The 15,544-nt window shown below is 56.8% G+C and carries 13 protein-coding genes; 9 read left to right on the top strand and 4 right to left on the bottom strand.

Translation table 11 applies throughout. From position 1 onward, the window contains the following. Positions 1-130 precede the first annotated feature (130 nt). The 3 genes from adhP (at position 131) to IEX04_RS13740 (ending at position 2,218) form a co-directional block, all read left to right on the top strand. On the top strand, positions 131-1,162 hold the full coding sequence (gene adhP / locus IEX04_RS13750) for an alcohol dehydrogenase AdhP (RefSeq protein ID WP_096256807.1): 1,032 nt from the start codon (positions 131-133) through the stop codon (positions 1,160-1,162). A gap of 168 nt (positions 1,163-1,330) precedes the next feature. Further along, complete coding sequence (locus IEX04_RS13745; protein ID WP_013347532.1) at positions 1,331-1,756, top strand: DUF779 domain-containing protein; 426 nt, start codon at positions 1,331-1,333, stop codon at positions 1,754-1,756. 9 nt (positions 1,757-1,765) lie between these two features. Continuing rightward, on the top strand, positions 1,766-2,218 hold the full coding sequence (locus IEX04_RS13740; RefSeq protein WP_105658982.1) for a pyrimidine dimer DNA glycosylase/endonuclease V: 453 nt from the start codon (positions 1,766-1,768) through the stop codon (positions 2,216-2,218). A 20-nt stretch (positions 2,219-2,238) separates the two neighbouring features. Here the strand turns inward: IEX04_RS13740 and IEX04_RS13735 are convergent, their stop codons facing one another. After that, a complete protein-coding gene (locus tag IEX04_RS13735; RefSeq protein ID WP_096256805.1) occupies positions 2,239-3,222 on the bottom strand; it encodes a diaminopimelate dehydrogenase in 984 nt (327 codons plus the stop codon). A gap of 329 nt (positions 3,223-3,551) precedes the next feature. Here IEX04_RS13735 and IEX04_RS13730 point away from each other — a divergent pair, with 329 nt between their 5' ends. Then, the gene (locus IEX04_RS13730) at positions 3,552-3,695 is read left to right on the top strand and encodes a hypothetical protein (protein WP_170947891.1); all 144 of its coding nucleotides are present in this window, start codon (positions 3,552-3,554) and stop codon (positions 3,693-3,695) included. A 130-nt stretch (positions 3,696-3,825) separates the two neighbouring features. On the opposite strand, the gene IEX04_RS13725 is transcribed toward IEX04_RS13730, so the two are convergent. Continuing rightward, positions 3,826-4,491 (bottom strand): GntR family transcriptional regulator, encoded by a 666-nt coding sequence (locus IEX04_RS13725; RefSeq protein ID WP_096256803.1) that lies wholly within the window; start codon positions 4,489-4,491, stop codon positions 3,826-3,828. A 126-nt stretch (positions 4,492-4,617) separates the two neighbouring features. On the opposite strand from IEX04_RS13725, the gene IEX04_RS13720 reads away from it, so the two are divergent. The 4 genes from IEX04_RS13720 to IEX04_RS13705 all read left to right on the top strand — a co-directional run bounded on the left by IEX04_RS13720 (position 4,618) and on the right by IEX04_RS13705 (position 11,933). After that, entirely contained in the window at positions 4,618-7,452 is a 2,835-nt protein-coding gene (locus IEX04_RS13720) for an FAD-binding and (Fe-S)-binding domain-containing protein (protein ID WP_188686353.1), read from the top strand. Between the two features lie 490 nt (positions 7,453-7,942). Continuing rightward, entirely contained in the window at positions 7,943-8,983 is a 1,041-nt protein-coding gene (locus IEX04_RS13715) for an ECF transporter S component (protein ID WP_188686350.1), read from the top strand. A 170-nt stretch (positions 8,984-9,153) separates the two neighbouring features. Next, positions 9,154-10,806, top strand: coding sequence for a thiamine pyrophosphate-binding protein (locus IEX04_RS13710; protein ID WP_096256509.1), 1,653 nt, complete (start codon positions 9,154-9,156; stop codon positions 10,804-10,806). A 41-nt stretch (positions 10,807-10,847) separates the two neighbouring features. Further along, positions 10,848-11,933: an endonuclease/exonuclease/phosphatase family protein gene (locus IEX04_RS13705; RefSeq protein WP_194446457.1), complete on the top strand. Its 1,086-nt coding sequence runs from the start codon at positions 10,848-10,850 to the stop codon at positions 11,931-11,933. Here the strand turns inward: IEX04_RS13705 and IEX04_RS13700 are convergent. Both IEX04_RS13700 and IEX04_RS13695 read right to left on the bottom strand, forming a co-directional pair. After that, positions 11,930-13,237, bottom strand: a complete 1,308-nt coding sequence (locus IEX04_RS13700; RefSeq protein WP_188686345.1) for an FAD-linked oxidoreductase, L-gulonolactone oxidase family — start codon at positions 13,235-13,237, stop codon at positions 11,930-11,932. The two genes, IEX04_RS13705 and IEX04_RS13700, sit on opposite strands and share 4 nt — an antisense overlap. Further along, the gene (locus IEX04_RS13695; RefSeq protein WP_188686340.1) at positions 13,234-14,424 is read right to left on the bottom strand and encodes an alanine racemase; all 1,191 of its coding nucleotides are present in this window, start codon (positions 14,422-14,424) and stop codon (positions 13,234-13,236) included. Before IEX04_RS13695 ends, IEX04_RS13700 begins: the two co-directional genes overlap by 4 nt. Before the next feature lie 133 nt (positions 14,425-14,557). On the opposite strand from IEX04_RS13695, the gene IEX04_RS13690 reads away from it, so the two are divergent. Continuing rightward, on the top strand, positions 14,558-15,337 hold the full coding sequence (locus IEX04_RS13690) for a hypothetical protein (protein WP_188686337.1): 780 nt from the start codon (positions 14,558-14,560) through the stop codon (positions 15,335-15,337). Positions 15,338-15,544: the final 207 nt, after the last annotated feature.

The following is a 15,544-nucleotide window of genomic DNA, read 5'->3' as shown; positions in this document are numbered from 1 at the left end:
CAGCATGAGATGACAACAGACCTCGAAGGTACGGGGCCAGCCGGGACAGCGTCCGGGGATCGATTGGCCTCATCCCCCGCACGCCAGCCGGCACCCCGCACCTTCGAATACCATGCAAAGGACAAAGTACATGAGCAAGATGAAAGCTGCAATAGTCGAAGGCTTCGGCGAAGAGTTCCAGGTGAAGGACGCCGAGATCCCCGAGCCCGGCCCCGGCCAGGTGCTGGTGAAGCTGATCGCCTCGGGCGTCTGCCACACCGACCTGCACGCCGCCGAGGGCGATTGGCCGGTCAAGCCGAAGCTTCCGCTGATTCCCGGGCATGAAGGCGTGGGCATCGTGGAAAAGCTCGGCGAAGGAGTCACCGAGGTCGCGCTCGGGGACATGATCGGCAACGCGTGGCTGGCCAGCGCCTGCGGGCACTGCCAGTACTGCCGCACCGGCTGGGAGACGCTGTGCGAAGCCCAGTCCAATGGCGGATACTCCGTGGACGGTTCCTTCGGCCAGTACATGCTGGTGGATTCCCGCTATGCCGCGCACATCCCGGAGGGTTCGGATCCCCATGAAATCGCGCCGGTGCTGTGCGCGGGAGTGACTGTCTTCAAGGGCCTGAAGATGACTGAGGTCAAGCCCGGCCAGTGGGTGGCTATTTCGGGTATCGGCGGACTGGGCCATATCGCGGTGCAGTACGCGGTGGCCATGGGCATGCGGGTGATCGCCATTGACGTGGCCGATGACAAGCTGGCGCTGGCCTCGAAGCATGGAGCGGAAATCACCGTCAATGCCTTCGCCCAGGACCCGGCCGAGATCATCCAGCAGAAGGTTGGCGGAACGCACGGCGTGCTGGTTACGGCGGTGCATCCAAAGGCGTTCGGGCAAGCGATCGGCATGACCCGGCGCGGCGGAACGATCGTGTTCAACGGGCTGCCCGCCGGTGATTTCCCCGCACCCATTTTCGACATCGTGCTCAAGGGCCTGACCATCCGCGGATCGATCGTGGGAACACGGCAGGACATGATCGAGGCGCTGGAATTCTATGCGGCAGGGAAGATCAAGCCGACCTTCCATACCCGCCCGCTGGAAGACATCAACGCCGTATTCGACGAAATGCGCCATGGCAAGATCGATGGGCGCGTTGTCATCGACTACGCCGGCAGGGCGTAGCCGGATCCGCAACGGTTGATGGCACGGTACCGGATGCGGCTTTTCGAAGCGGCATCCGGTACCGGTGTCCTGGCCGCCCTGGCCGAGCGATGGACGGTGCGGCCCAAAAAGAGGACACTGGCCACAACGAGATAAATCCGGACGTGGACAACGAGGCAGGAGCAGGACATGAGCACCGTAACCGAAACGCGCGCCGCAATCGAGGGCGAAGAGTTCTCGCGGGTGGCCTTCACCTCCGAAGCCCTGGACCTGCTGCGCAAGCTGTGGGGGATCCACGGCCCGCTGATGTTCCACCAGTCCGGAGGGTGCTGCGACGGGTCCTCGCCGATGTGCTACCCGGCCGGCGAGTTCCGCACCGGGGGATCGGACATCCGGCTCGGCGTGCTTTCCCTGGACGGCGCTGATGGCACCGCTCTGGGCGACATCGATTTCTGGATGTCCAAGGAGCAATTCGAATACTGGAAGCACACCAAGCTCACCGTGGACGTGGTCAACGGGCGGGGATCCGGTTTCTCCGTCGAAGCCCCGGAGGGCAAGCGCTTCTTGATCCGCAGCGAGATCATCGAGTTCCCGGCTGGCCCGAACCCCGACTAGGCTTGGCCCATGCGACTGTGGTCCCTGCACCCCTCATTGCTCGACGCCAAAGGGCTCGTTGCCTGCTGGCGTGAAACACTGCTGGCCCAGAAGGTGCTCGCAGGCCAGACCAAGGGCTATACCGGGCACCCGCAGCTTCTCCGGTTCAAGGCGCAGCCCGCCCCGCTGGTGCATATGGGCGGCTACCTGCAGGGCTTGTGGGACGAAGCGGCTGTCCGGGGCTATCGCTTCGACGCCGCGAAGATCCTGCATCCGGCAGCCGCCGCGCAGCTGGAAAAGATCCCGGTCACCCAGGGGCAGGTGCACTTCGAGCGCGAGCACCTGCTGCGCAAGCTCTCCGTCCGGGATCCCGCGCGCATCGCCCGCTTGGAACCGGCAGGGCAGGTGGCCCTGCATCCGCTGTTCGTGCAGGTCCCGGGGCCAGTGGAGGCCTGGGAGAAGGATGCGCTCGCCAGCGGATGAGCTGCTGGCCCGGCAAAATCCTAGAGCAGCTCCGCGCGCAACTGTGCGGGGGACTTGGGCGAGAGCAGCCCCGGGGCCACATCGTAAACGGTCTGCGCACCGGTGATGCCGCGCTGGTTCATCCGGAAGGCGGCCCGGGCGTAAGCCACCAGCACGCTGGAAGTGAATTCCGGGTTTGAACCGAGCGCCAACGAATACTCGATGACCTGTTTCTGGCTCTCGCTGGTGTTGCCCGAACGGATCACGAAACCGCCATGAGGCATGTCCGAGTGCTCGGCGGCGAGGGTCTGCGCGTCGATGAAGTTCACGGTGGTGTCGTACTGGTCGAAGTAGTGTTCCATATTCACAATCAATTCGCGCACGGTGTTTTCATCCGCACCGTCTTCGAGAACAACGTAGCATTCGCGCTGGTGCTTCTCACGAGTGCTCAGTGTGGGGCGTAGTCCCGCACGTACCTGCTCAATCGCTTCCGGGCTAGGGATGGTGTACTGCACGCCGCCGGCAACACCGGGCACGCGGCGTACCGCATCGGAGTGGCCTTGGCTCAGCCCGCGGCCCCAGAAGGTGTATGTTTCCCCGTCGGGAAGCAGCGCTTCACCGTAGACGCGGTTAATTGAGAACATGCCCGGGTCCCAACCTGCGGAGATTAGCGCGGTCTTGCCGGCCGCTTTCGCCGGTGCGTTGACCGTCTCATAATATTCCGGGATGCGCGCGTGGGTATCGAAGCTATCCACGGTGTTGAATAGGGCAGCCATGCGGGGGCCTTGTTCGGGTAGGTCTGATTTTGAGCCACCGCAGAGGATCAGCACGTCGATATCGTCAACGTGGTCCCCCAGGACATCCACCGAGTAGCGTGGTGCAGGCTGAGCCAGCTGAAGGGTATCCGGATCGCGGCGGCTGTAGACGCCCACCAGTTCCATATCCGAATTTTTGGCAATTGCGGCTTGCACGCCGCGGCCTAGGTTTCCATATCCGGCAATACCGATGCGGATTTTTGAAGTCATTTGATTCACGATCCTTTTGATCTGGCATAAGAGCCTCGGTCGATAGCCGGCAGCGGGCAATTAGCCGTGCCGGAGAAGAAGGGGCGAAAGGCGCCGGTCACTTCGCGCCAACTATGGAGTATTCCAAAGAATCACACCGAAGCGTGAATACCTTGCGTCTATATTAATTGCCACACTGGTGAACCGAAACCCTTGGACACCGGGAAATCCATCAGAGCCCTGCCCTGGGTGTTCACTGTGGCTGGCGCGCCAGAACTGCTAATTGCAGATGGGGCGAGGAAATCGTGGAAATCCAATAGCCGGACACAGATCCTGCAAATGTTGAAGCTATGAGTACTGCACGAGCGGCATCCACCGACTGCGACCATCCGACCGTCTTGCGCCGCGCTTATCTCGTCTGCCAGCTCCGCGGCCACTTCCCGGTCATGGGCGATCATGCCCGTGGTGCCTCCGCAAGCAGTTGCTGGCTGTGAGGATCAAATGCTGAGCTCGGCTCATCCTGGAGAATTATTCTCGTCTTGCCGGGAAGCGCTAGGCCAAGCAACACGCGCTGGGCCTAATCGCCGGGAGTTCCTGCGCTCGCCGGCCGGCACGGTCCGGTCACTATTTGCCGTTCTGCTGGATCAGGTCTAAATGAGCTTCGAGCTTCTTGCTTGCGCGTCCGAGATGGTCAGCTAAGGTACTGGCGGCGCCTTGCGCGTCGCGGGAATTGATCTGGTCCAGCAGCCTTTGATGCTCTGCGGCAATGTTTTCGGTACTGAGCAGGGTGGCATCCTGGACATGCGTCATACATAGGCGGATCTCGTCACTGAGCTGTGCATAGATTGCGCTAGTTCGCGCCGAATCGAGGGCGTTGACCAGTGCCGCGTGGAACTTCAGGTCCGGCTCGATGATCTGCGCGGGCGAAGCGTCGGCCAGAGCAGTGATCTGCGCGTTGGCTTCATGCGCGGCCTGCGGGACATGGCCGGTGCTTGCCAGTAGGCGCACGGCCTCGGCTTCGATAATTGCGCGCGTTTGGTAGATATCCCGAGCATCGGCCGAATCGAGGACGGTGACGCGCGCGCTCTGATGCGCGTTTCGGGTCAGCAGTCCACTGGCTACCAGGTTTTCCAATGCTGCCTTCGCCGTGGGACGCGCGACTCCATAGTGTGCGGCCATGTCTACCTCACCTAGCGGGGTGCCGGGAGGGATTTCACCGTCGAAAATTCTGCTTCGCAAATCGTAGATCATCGCCTGGACTACCGAGACGACACCTAGTCTTGCGGACATGAATTCCCCTTCAAGATACTTGCCAACCCATTGATTATCCCACAAAGAGCACTAATATAGCATGTGTACTTGTTAGACAATATTGACCTTAGGTAGGCTGGGCCTACCAACGCACAGGAGCGCATCATGGCATTGAGCACGCCGGCACTCGGAGAAACCAAGGTTTCCCGAAGCATTCTTGATCTGGTCGCCGAGCCCGACCGCGTCAAAACCACGTCCATCGACCGGGTGGCCTATGCCTCGGACGCCTCGCATTACCTCTACACCCCAGAAGCCGTGGTGATCGCCAAGGATGCGCAGGAAGTCTCGCAGTTGCTGTCAGCCAGCATGCGCGCCGGACAACCGGTTACCTTGCGTTCGGGTGGAACCTCCTTGGCCGGCCAAGCCAGCGGCGACGGGCTGATGCTCGATGTGCGTAGAAACTTCCGTGGCATTACCGTGCTGGATCAGGGAAAGCGTGTGCGTGTGCAGCCCGGTGCGACGGTGCGTCAGGTCAATGCGAGGCTCTCGGTCTACGGTTACAAGCTAGGCCCTGACCCCGCCAGTGAAGCTGCCTGCACGATTGGCGGAGTGATCGCGAATAACTCATCGGGTATGGCATGCGGCACCGAATTTAACACTTACCGCACGTTGGAATCGATGACCTTTGTGCTGCCTAGCGGGACCATGATCGATTCCGCGGCCCCCGACGCAGATGCCAAACTCGCCGCCGCCGAGCCGCAGCTTGTGCAGACGCTGACCCGACTGCGTGATCGAGTACGTGCAAATAAGAATTCGGTAGCTCTTATCGAGAAGCATTTCGCGCTAAAGAACACCATGGGCTACGGCATTAATTCATTCCTCGATCACGATTCGCCGGCGGAGTTGCTAGCCCATCTGATCATTGGTTCCGAGGGCACCTTGGCCTTTGTCGCCGAAGCGATCTTCAGAACAGTTCCCATCCGTAAGCTCGCAATTGCAACCTTGGCGGTATTTGATTCCTTAGATCAGGCCACCCGGGCGCTTCCGGACCTGCTGGATTCTGGCGCGGCAACGCTGGAACTCATGGATTCCACCTCACTTCGCGTAGGCCAAAATCTACCCGGGGTTCCTGAGGCAATCATGGGGTTTGAAGTCAAAGAACAAGCGGCACTGCTCATTGAATACCATGCAGACCATGACGAAGAACTTGCCGGACTGCAAAGTGCCGGTCAGCGTCTGATAGATTCCGCCGCTCTGCGTGCGCCAGCGATCCTTTCCCAAGACGCTAAAAACCGTCAAGCCGCTTGGAAATTCCGTAAAGGACTCTACGCTTCCGTGGCCGGGGCGCGTGTCTCAGGCACAACCGCACTACTCGAAGACGTAGCAGTCCCCGTCGATACGCTGGCCGAAACCTGTAGCACCCTGCAGGAGCTCTTTGACGAGTATGAGTATCAGAACTCGGTAATCTTTGGTCACGCCAAGGACGGAAATATCCACTTCATGTTGACTGACCGCTTTGAGGGTGACACTGCGCTGAACCGCTACAACGCATTCAACGACAAGATGGTTGAGCTGGTACTTTCCAAGGGCGGAAACCTCAAGGCTGAACACGGCACGGGTCGTGCGATGGCACCATTTGTGCGTCGCCAATACGGCGACGAACTCTACGAGGTGATGGTCCAACTCAAGACCGCCTGTGATCCACGAATGATGCTCAATCCGGGCGTTATTATCGATGAAGATCATGCCGCACACATCCGCAACATCAAGCTCAACGAGACCATTGAGGTTGAGGCGGACCGCTGCGTTGAATGTGGTTACTGCGAGCCGGTATGCCCGTCCAAAGATCTGACGCTTACGCCTCGTCAACGTATCGCCGTGCGCAGGGCTATTGCGAAGGCAGAAGCCGAGGGGAATGAAGAACTCGTCGCGGAGCTCGAACGCGACTATGAATACTCGGCGGTGGAAACCTGCGCGGTAGACGGTATGTGTGTCACCGCTTGCCCAGTGCAGATCAACACGGGACTGTTGGTTAAACGGTTACGCCGCGAGGATGCCAAGCCAGCCATGGCTGCTGGGTTCAAGGCTGCTGCCAAGGGCTGGGGTGCGGCAACCCGAGTTGGCTCGGTGGCACTGAGCATGGCAGATAAATTCCCTACCCCGCTGGTCCGCGGAGCTACCGAGATTGCCCGCAAGGTGGTGGGGGAAGACACCGTGCCTCGTTATGACGCAGATCTGCCTAAAGGCGGTAAGGCACGTAAGCCGCTGACGGGAAACCTTGGTGCCCCCGGCGTGGAGCCAATTGCTATCTACCTGCCCGCTTGTGTGAATTCGATGTTTGGGCCTGGCACTGAGGGGCAAGGCGTAGCTCCAGCCTTTGAACAACTGCTGAAGCAGGCAGGCGTCTCTGTGCTGGTTCCGCAAGGGATCGAATCGATGTGCTGTGGCACCCCATGGACCTCTAAAGGATATGAGGATGGTCATGTACTTATGGCAGAACGAGTGCGCGCTCAAGTTCATGCAGCCCAGCCAGGTTTTCGCTTGCCGGTCATTTCTGACGCCACCAGCTGCACCGAAGGCTTTGCTCACACATTAGAGGAGCACGGCTTTGAAGTTGTGGACCTTTTGGCCTTCACTTCCCGTCACCTGTTGGGCAAACTTCCGCCGGTCACGCAGATTGATTCGCTAACTTTGCATCCCACTTGCTCTTCGACTCAGATGGGACTTAATGGGGACCTGCAGAAGGTCGCCGAGGCAGTGGCGAAGAAGGTCAACATCCCGATGAATTGGGGTTGCTGTGCCTTCGCCGGAGATCGCGGCATGTTGCACCCGGAACTGACCGAATCCGCCACTGCTCGCGAAGCTGAGGAGGTGCTTGAGTTAGACGCTAGCGCTCACGCCTCGTGTAACCGCACCTGCGAGTTGGGCATGAGCCGAGCTACCGGCAAGGATTACCGTCATGTAATTGAACTGCTGGCTCAGGCAACCGCAGCGCACTAGCCAAGGCTCCCGCGTTAGTTGACCCTGCGTATCTTGACAGGCAATTAAATAGTTAGGCACCTTCGAAATTCTTCGAAGGTGCCTAACTATTATCCTTTAGCGCTAAAGGGTGCTGATGTTTCCGTGACCAGTCAGCATCTGCCCCCAAGTTTTTGCAGATGATAACTTTAGCCACAGTGCGAGATCGGACCGTAAGCGGTACACCTCTCACGGTCGAAAACCTCAAGTTACAAAAATCTTATCTATGAAATTGTTCTACAAACGAACAAAATCTCATCTCCATACAAGTCCGAACAACAATAACTGTGTACTCAACAGCCCCAGGGGCAATAAGTATGTATATGCGAATCTAGGCATGAATTATTGTTCTGCCCATAGGTGGGTACTTGGCGATAGATAGTTGTAATCGGTGCTGTTTATTAAATCTTCCGTCGTAGAATTAAATCAAAGCGCGGAACATCATCGGGCGCCATAAGAAAAGGAAGCAACGGTGTCGAAATCTGAGGAACAGTCGCACTCGACACTGTCGGCTTTTGATCTCATTGCCGAAGATCTGCAACGTTTGCGTCTTGACGCCGGAGACGTTCCCTACGCTGAAATCGTTCGACGTATTTCTAGCCATCGTATTTCGCAAGGCGTTGATCCTGGGGCGTCTCGACCAGCGAGATCAACGGTGTACGATGCCTTTCGAGTTGGGCGTACCCGACTCAACGTGGAACTTATTTCTGAAATTGTCTGTGCTTTAGGTGGCACGGAAGAGGACGTTGAAAACTGGCGCAACCGATGTCTACGGGCCAGAGCTGACCGAGTCACTTATGTGCCGGAGCCTGAAATTCATCCGAATTCTCAAAGTCTAGACATGGTTGAAGACTCGACCATTACGCAGATCGAGGACAGTACACAAAGAAATGAATCTAATAAATCTCGGCGGCTAGGAAGGAGAATGCTGCTGATTGTTAGCAGTACTGCGCTCAACTTATTAGGATTCTGGCTGGTAGCAACACTGGGGATACCGCTTTACCTAGACATGCTGGGAACTGCGATCGTCGCGATGGTTTTAGGGCCTTGGGCGGGAGTTGCCGTGGCTATCGCCACGAACCTCTTGGGGAGTTCGATTACAGATTCTTCTTCGCTGGCATTCATTCTGGTCAATGTCACCGGTGCCCTAGTTTGGGGATACGGAATTCGGTGGGTGCGCCGTGAAAGAAGTCTGAAACGGTACTATCTGTTGACGTTTTTGGTCGCACTATCTTGCAGCGTGATTGCGACGATTCTATTGGTCGTTGTTTTTCATGGTGGAACTGGTCATGCCTCAGAATTAACCCGGGCAAATTTGGATTCCTATGGAATGCCGTTGATTGTGACCGTATTTGCGTCGAATTTCCTATATTCCCTAGCCGATAAAATGCTAACCGCCTTTCTGCTCGTGATGGTCTTGGTACGGCTAAGGCGTTGGGTAAACGGTTCGAACATTGTTGATTTGGAAGCCGATATTTCACGTCGGCTTAAAGATGAGGAACTCTCAAAATGATCTCGAGCTAGCGCGATCAAGGATTTGTACCTTATTCTTATACCTGTCAGGGACCGCCTCAAAAAGGTTCCGGCGCTCTCAAAAGGGGCGATACCCGTTGCTAATAACAACCGGTAACGGCAGACATATATGGAATTTTCTTCAACTCCTTTTTAGGAAAAGAGTCCATTATGTCCAGCGTTTCAGCTGCCATCGCCCATGCCCTTAAGCCAATTGCGCCACAGATTTTTGGTCTCATGGGCAACGGCAACGCACACTTCCTCGACGCCGCAGTTCGTGCCGGCTTTGATTACACCGCGGTACGCCACGAATCTGCAACGGTTTCCGCGGCAGACGCCTACTTCCGAATTTCCAATCGTCTGGCGATTGCTTCGACCACCTACGGCGCGGGCTACAGCAATGCCGTCACCGCGCTAGCGGAGGCCGCCGCAGCGCGCACCCCGTTGCTGCTTGTCACCGGAGATGCGCCAACCACGGGTCTGCGCGCGTGGGATATTGATCAGGCGGCCATCGACGCAGGAGTCCGAGCAGTACGCTACGTGGTGGATCGCCATACTCCGGGTGCCACCGCACTAAAGGCCGCCGCTCACGCACTACGCGAGCAAATTCCCGTGGTTCTTGCCATCCCGTATGATCTCGCACCGGTATCAAGCCTCGAAGGTGAATTGCCAGATTTTGCATCCCTGCGTAGCACCCCTCCAGCACCAGAACTGAACATCTCGCAGATCAGCGCCATCACCGAAATCTTGGCTGGAGCCCAGCGTCCGCACATTCTTTATGGTCGCGGAGCCATCGAGGCTGCCGCCGAGATCACTGAACTTGCCAAGTGTCTGGGCGCTACGACCTCCGGAACCTTGCTGGCCCGAGATCTGCTGGACTACCCCTATGATCTGGGTATTACCGGAGGTTTTTCCACGGAACGAAACGCGCAAATCATTGCGCAGTCTGATGCCGTGCTGGTACTTGGCGCGGGACTGAACCAATTCACCATGCGCTTTGGAGAGCTAATTAATGCGCAGGCGAAGGTGGTGCAAATTGATTTAGCAGCCACCGCAACAAATTCCCGCGTGGATTACTTCGCCACAGGGGATATCAGGGCAGCAATCCGTGGCTTGCTTGATTGCTACGACGGCCAGAAATCTGCATGGGCTTCCTCGGTAGACCTTAGCTTGGTGCGCGCCCGCCCTCTAGGTGATGAGCTTGCCGCCGATGGCCTACTTGATCCACGCCGCGTAGCTAGTGAACTGGAGAAAATTCTTCCCCCAAACCGGGTGCTGGTGCAAGATGGGGGACACTTCATTGGTTGGGGACCCATGTACTGGTCAACTACGGGCGCTAGGTCGTTGACCTGTGTTGGTACCGCTTATCAGTCAATTGGTCTAGGCATTGCTTCGATGGTGGGAGCCGGAGTCGCGGCCGAGGGACGTACCGTAGTGCTGGCCGCCGGGGACGGGGGATTCTTGATGGGACTGGCAGATCTGGAGTCGATAGTCCGCACTATTAGCAGTGGCGTCATCGTCATCTACAACGATTCCGCCTATGGTGCAGAAGTTCACCAGTATGGCTCAATTGGTCTTCACGAGGACCCCATGCTCATTCCAACCGTCGACTTTGCGGCACTGGCTAGCGCGGTAGGAGCCACTGGTATCCGGGTGCAATCCGTGGCTGATCTTGCAAAGGTTCAGCAGTGGGTACAGCACGGATCGAAGGGCATTTGTCTGGTGGATGCGCGCATCTCACCGAACGTTCGGGCACCTTATATGGAAGAAGTGCTGGAGGCTAACGCCAAAGCCGCCGCGGCGCAGTCATCACAATCCGATTAAGATGCTGGAAAAGTAGTACTGATCCGGCGTAGGGTGGCAGAGTGCGCAAAGTTTTAGCAGGAACGGTAAGCCTAGGTTTGGGAGCGCTTTTAATGCTTCCCGCCGCTGGCGCAATTGCCGCCCCCTGGGAAGCGCAAGATCCGCGCCCTGCGCCGAGTCAAGAACCCTCAGAGACATCGCTGCGCATCGCGACCGTCGATACGCAGATTTCCCGCGAAATTGACGGGCAACTAGCCACCGACCTCTTACAAGGCGATGATAGGCAAGCGGCGCTAGCGGCGGATAATATCACCGCAGCCAATGCTGATGTTGTGGTCTTGACCGGTATGGACGCAAATGAGCAGGCCGTCGAAGTATTCCAAGATCGCTATCTTAATAACCCGGATGATGCGCGTGCGGATGTCGAGTACGACTACGTGTACTTAGGTGTGGGGTCCAAGGGTAAGCCCAGCGGAGCAGACCTGAATGGGGATCGAATTGTTGGTGGCCCCGAGGATGCTTGGGGGCAAGCGGATTTTGAGGGCCAAGGATCCGTCGTAGTGCTCTCCAAATATCAGATCACCCCTGACCAGGTCACCAGCGTCTCGGAATTCAAATGGGACCAAATGCCCGAGAGTCGTCTTGATGACTCTGGGCTCAGCGGGGCGTTGGCAGCATCAATTCCTGTAATGAGTAGCGGGCTCTGGGATATTCCCATTGAGTATCGTGGAAAACAGGTACATCTGATCGCGGTCCAAACCGACGACAACTTCGCTGGATACTCATTCGCCGAATCACGAGAACTGGACCAACTGCGTGTGGTTGACGATTACCTAAATGGCAAAAAGTACCTGCGCGACGACCAGTCCAAGAAAATCGATGGTGTTGGGAATGCCCCGTACATTGTCGCCGGAGCACTAGGTCAGCAGCCATTCTCATTGACTGCTCGTGATGGTTTACTGAAACAGATAAACCGTCCGGACGCCATCAGCGATTCGGGAAATTACCTTGTTCCAAGCTCTGCTTGGCAAGTACTTGGGCAGGGGCATATTGGCGACCGGGAGCCGGCACAGGCTCAATCCGTGGACGGCCCACCTCAGCTTAATAATCCTGACCCTGCACTAATTTGGACCGACGTTCAGTTCTAGGCTTCGCGCATTAGCAGGCGTCTAAGATACTTGTTGAGGAATAAACCTCTAGGGTCAACTGCAGTACGTACAGTTTGAAAATCACCAAAACGCGGATAGCACGCAGATAAATCTGCTGCGCCCAGAGAATGTTCTTTGCCCCAGTGGGGGCGCCCGTCAAACTCGCGCAGTATCTTCTCCACCTCAGGAAAGTACTGTGGAACGTCATCATGGATATATTGATGCACTGCAATGTATACGCTGTTTCGTCCGCTGGCGGTGCCTAACCAGGTGTCGTCTGCGGCCGCTGTTCGAACCTCTACGGGAAACACCACCTGAGCGGGAACACTATCCAAATACGAGCGCAGTTGAGCGAAAGCCGAGGTGAAGTTCTCCAGTGGAATAGCGTATTCCATTTCGGTGAAACGAACGCGTCGGGGCGAGGTGAACACCTTGTCCCAGCGGTCGGTGTACTCCCTATTTGAAAGTACAGAGGTAGCTAGGCGGTTCAGCTTCGGGATCCACTGCGGGCGTAATGCGCCGAGGGTGCTAATTCCTTGCAAGGCACCATTTGAGACCAGCTCATCGTTGACCCATCTGGAGAACGAATTCATTCTTGGTAGGCTACTGCCCGCTGCTAACCGTGTATTAGTTTTGACAATCGCCCGCTTGGTGCCGGGGAACCAGAAAAATTCCACGTGGTCGTTCTGTTTGGAACGGTCGATAAAGTTTTGTGCTATCTGCTCGATGTCTTCCACCCGCTCTACCGCGTGCAATAAGAAATGCGGGACACAACGCAACCTGACATGTGTGATCACACCCAGCGCGCCAAGGCTTACTCTGGTGGCGTGAAAAAGTTCGGGGTTTTCCGTCGCTGATGCTCGCTGATGAGTCCCATCGGCGAGCATGATACGAATCCCGGTGACGGCACCACTAAAACCAGTGAAACCAAGACCAGTCCCGTGCGTTGAGGTGCTAATAGCACCAGCAACGGATTGCCGATCGATGTCGCCCATGTTTTCGAGAGCCAGATTAAATGGTTCAAGTAGCCGTGGAATCTGCCATAAACGGGTACCAGCCCGGAAGGTGACTTCATGGGTGAATGCGTCGACTTCTTCGATTCCTTGAAAACCGTCAAGACTCACTAGTACTCCGTTGGTTTGCACCAATGGAGTAAAAGAATGCCCGGCGCCGACGGTACGCACCGTCAATCCTTGATCCGCGGCAGCGCTAAAAATCTGCGGAAGCTGCCCCGGATCTGAGATGCTATGCCACTGGGTCGGAGTCGCGGTGACGGTCCGTGAAAAGTTGGCGAAGCGCCTCACAAGAAAGCCTTTCCCTCGCCACGGTAGGTAGGCCAGTCATCGACTATCTGTCCCTTTGAATACACCGCTAGCCGATTGACCCGTTCGGCCGGTTCCCCGGCTTTGGCGTGACGTAACCAGATCGTGTCGCCAATCTTGAGTTTGCTGGCGGCCGCTCCCTTCAAGGGGGTCTGCACCTCGCCAGCGGCTTCCATCTGCAGATACTTCAGTTTCTTAGGCCAGGCAATCTGTGGCAACCGGTTCTTGCCCGCTGGCCCGGAAGCAACCCAGCCGCCACCAAGAATGGTGACGACATCGGGTTCGGGACGACGTACGACACTAAAGCCTAAATATAGGGCGGGGGTGGGCCGAAAGTATCTAAAGGAATCAAACAGCGCCGGGGCGAAGAGTCCAGAGCCGGCAGCCACTTCGGTAATCGCGTTCTCTCGCGCGGTAGTTTCAAGGGAACCGGTGCCCCCGGCGTTAACGAACCGGAGGTTCGTCACCTCGTTGACCAGCCTGATCGTTTCCCCTCGACGTTCGGCCAGTTCAGCAGCGCTGCGTTTACGGATGTTGCGAGCGAGCAGAGCTTTGAGTCCCAAACCGCCATCGGGAACCGAAGCGATCTGCGATTCGTAGCCCATGAGTCCATCAACTTTAAAACCCTTACGCTTAACTACCTGCTGAGCCAACGCTGCCACGTCCTGGGGATCGTGTAACGGCGAACGAGCAGCGCCCAATCGGAAAGTAGCTGTTGGGTAGTAGGAAGCATCAAGTTCTAGAGCTACCTTCAATTCCTGATGCCCCACGGCGATCTTGTCGATCAAGTCTAATTGGTCGGTATCGTCGATCATTACCGTGATCTCTTGTCGTGCTTGTTCGCTAGTTGCCCATCTGCTGATGGCCGCTGGGTCTGCCTGCGGGTAGGCCACAACCAAGTCCTTGTAGCCGTGGCTTGCTAACCAGAGGGCCTCGGCAAGCGTGAAGCATAAAATACCTTTAAATCCAGGTTGCTCCAGAACTCGGTCTAGTGCACAACGCACCCTGAGGGACTTGGAAGCCACCCGGATAGGTAGGTTTTGCGCCCGTTCGCGTAGGGCGATCAGGTTATTATCAAACGCTTCTAAATCGAGCAAGGCCAACGGGCGTTCACCCATTCCAGCCTTATCTAGTGCCTGATTGTAGCGTTTGGCCTGTGCATTCTTCATAAACCAACTCTTGCACCGCGGTCCAGACGATTCAAGGGAAAAATCTGCAGGATTAGAGATTCAATAATTTTGCGGTGAAAATCCGGCATTTTCTCGGGAACTATCAGGCTCGAGCCATTAGTCTGGGTACATCATGAGCAAAGATCCCATTTCGATGACATTTATTGATTCGAGCGGCAAACCGCGCTCGGCCGTTCAAGACGCCATCATGCGGGGCGTTGGTGTGCAAAGACCCTTGGTGCTGGCATACCTCAAGCGGCTACGCGCCAAAAATCCGCAGGCCTCAGCCGCGGAGCTGGCAAAGACCGTTGAGCGCGACTATCTAGTAGTGGTTACAGGTTCAGGTGCTGCCGTCGGTGGTACAGCTGCCGTACCAGCGGTTGGTACCGCGGTGGCGCTTGGGCTTTCTTTGGCTGCCACCCTTGGGTTCTTAGAAGCCTCTGCGCTCTATGCGCAGTCTTTGGCAGAGCTGCACGGTATCGCCATTGATGACCCCGACAGGTCTCGTTTGCTGGTCATGGGCGTACTGATGGGTGAAGAAGGCAGCTCGATGATCTCCGCATTGACAAGTCAAGCGGCGGGACGAGGCTCTGGACCGGTGCAGGGCTGGGCGCGATCTTTTGGATCTCATAAACCCGCTAGTCTGGTGGCGACGGCGCAGAAGAGCCTGCAGAAAAAATTCATCCGCAAGATGGTCGGTACCCAGGGCGCGAGTATGCTCGGACGTCTGGTTCCCTTTGGCATCGGAGCGGTAATCGGCGGAGCAGGCAACCGTTATCTTGCCAAGAAGGTCATTGAAAACGCAGCGGTGGCCTTCGAAGGAATCGATACCATCTCAGCGGGACAACTGGAGTTAGATGACCCAGATAGTCTCGATACCGAGATCGTGGAGAAGAAGCGAAAGCGCAAATAGTTTTACGCTGAAAAACAAGCGTAAGTGTTTCACATGAAACACTTACGCTTGTTTTTGCGCTACTAGCCCTTTGAAGTGCGACGGTTCTGCCTCGAAGTCCCTGCGATTAACGCCAAGGCAATCAGAGATAAGAGCATGACAAAACCGGCATAACCGTAAGTGACATTCTTCAATCCGAAGCTCGGGATCAGCAGCCCGGCGATGAGC

The sequence above is a fragment of the Glutamicibacter ardleyensis genome (genome assembly GCF_014644555.1).
In the GTDB taxonomy this organism is placed as follows: domain Bacteria; phylum Actinomycetota; class Actinomycetes; order Actinomycetales; family Micrococcaceae; genus Glutamicibacter; species Glutamicibacter bergerei.
Note: the sequence above shows the minus strand (reverse complement) of the source record. Positions and strands in the feature narration are given on the sequence as shown.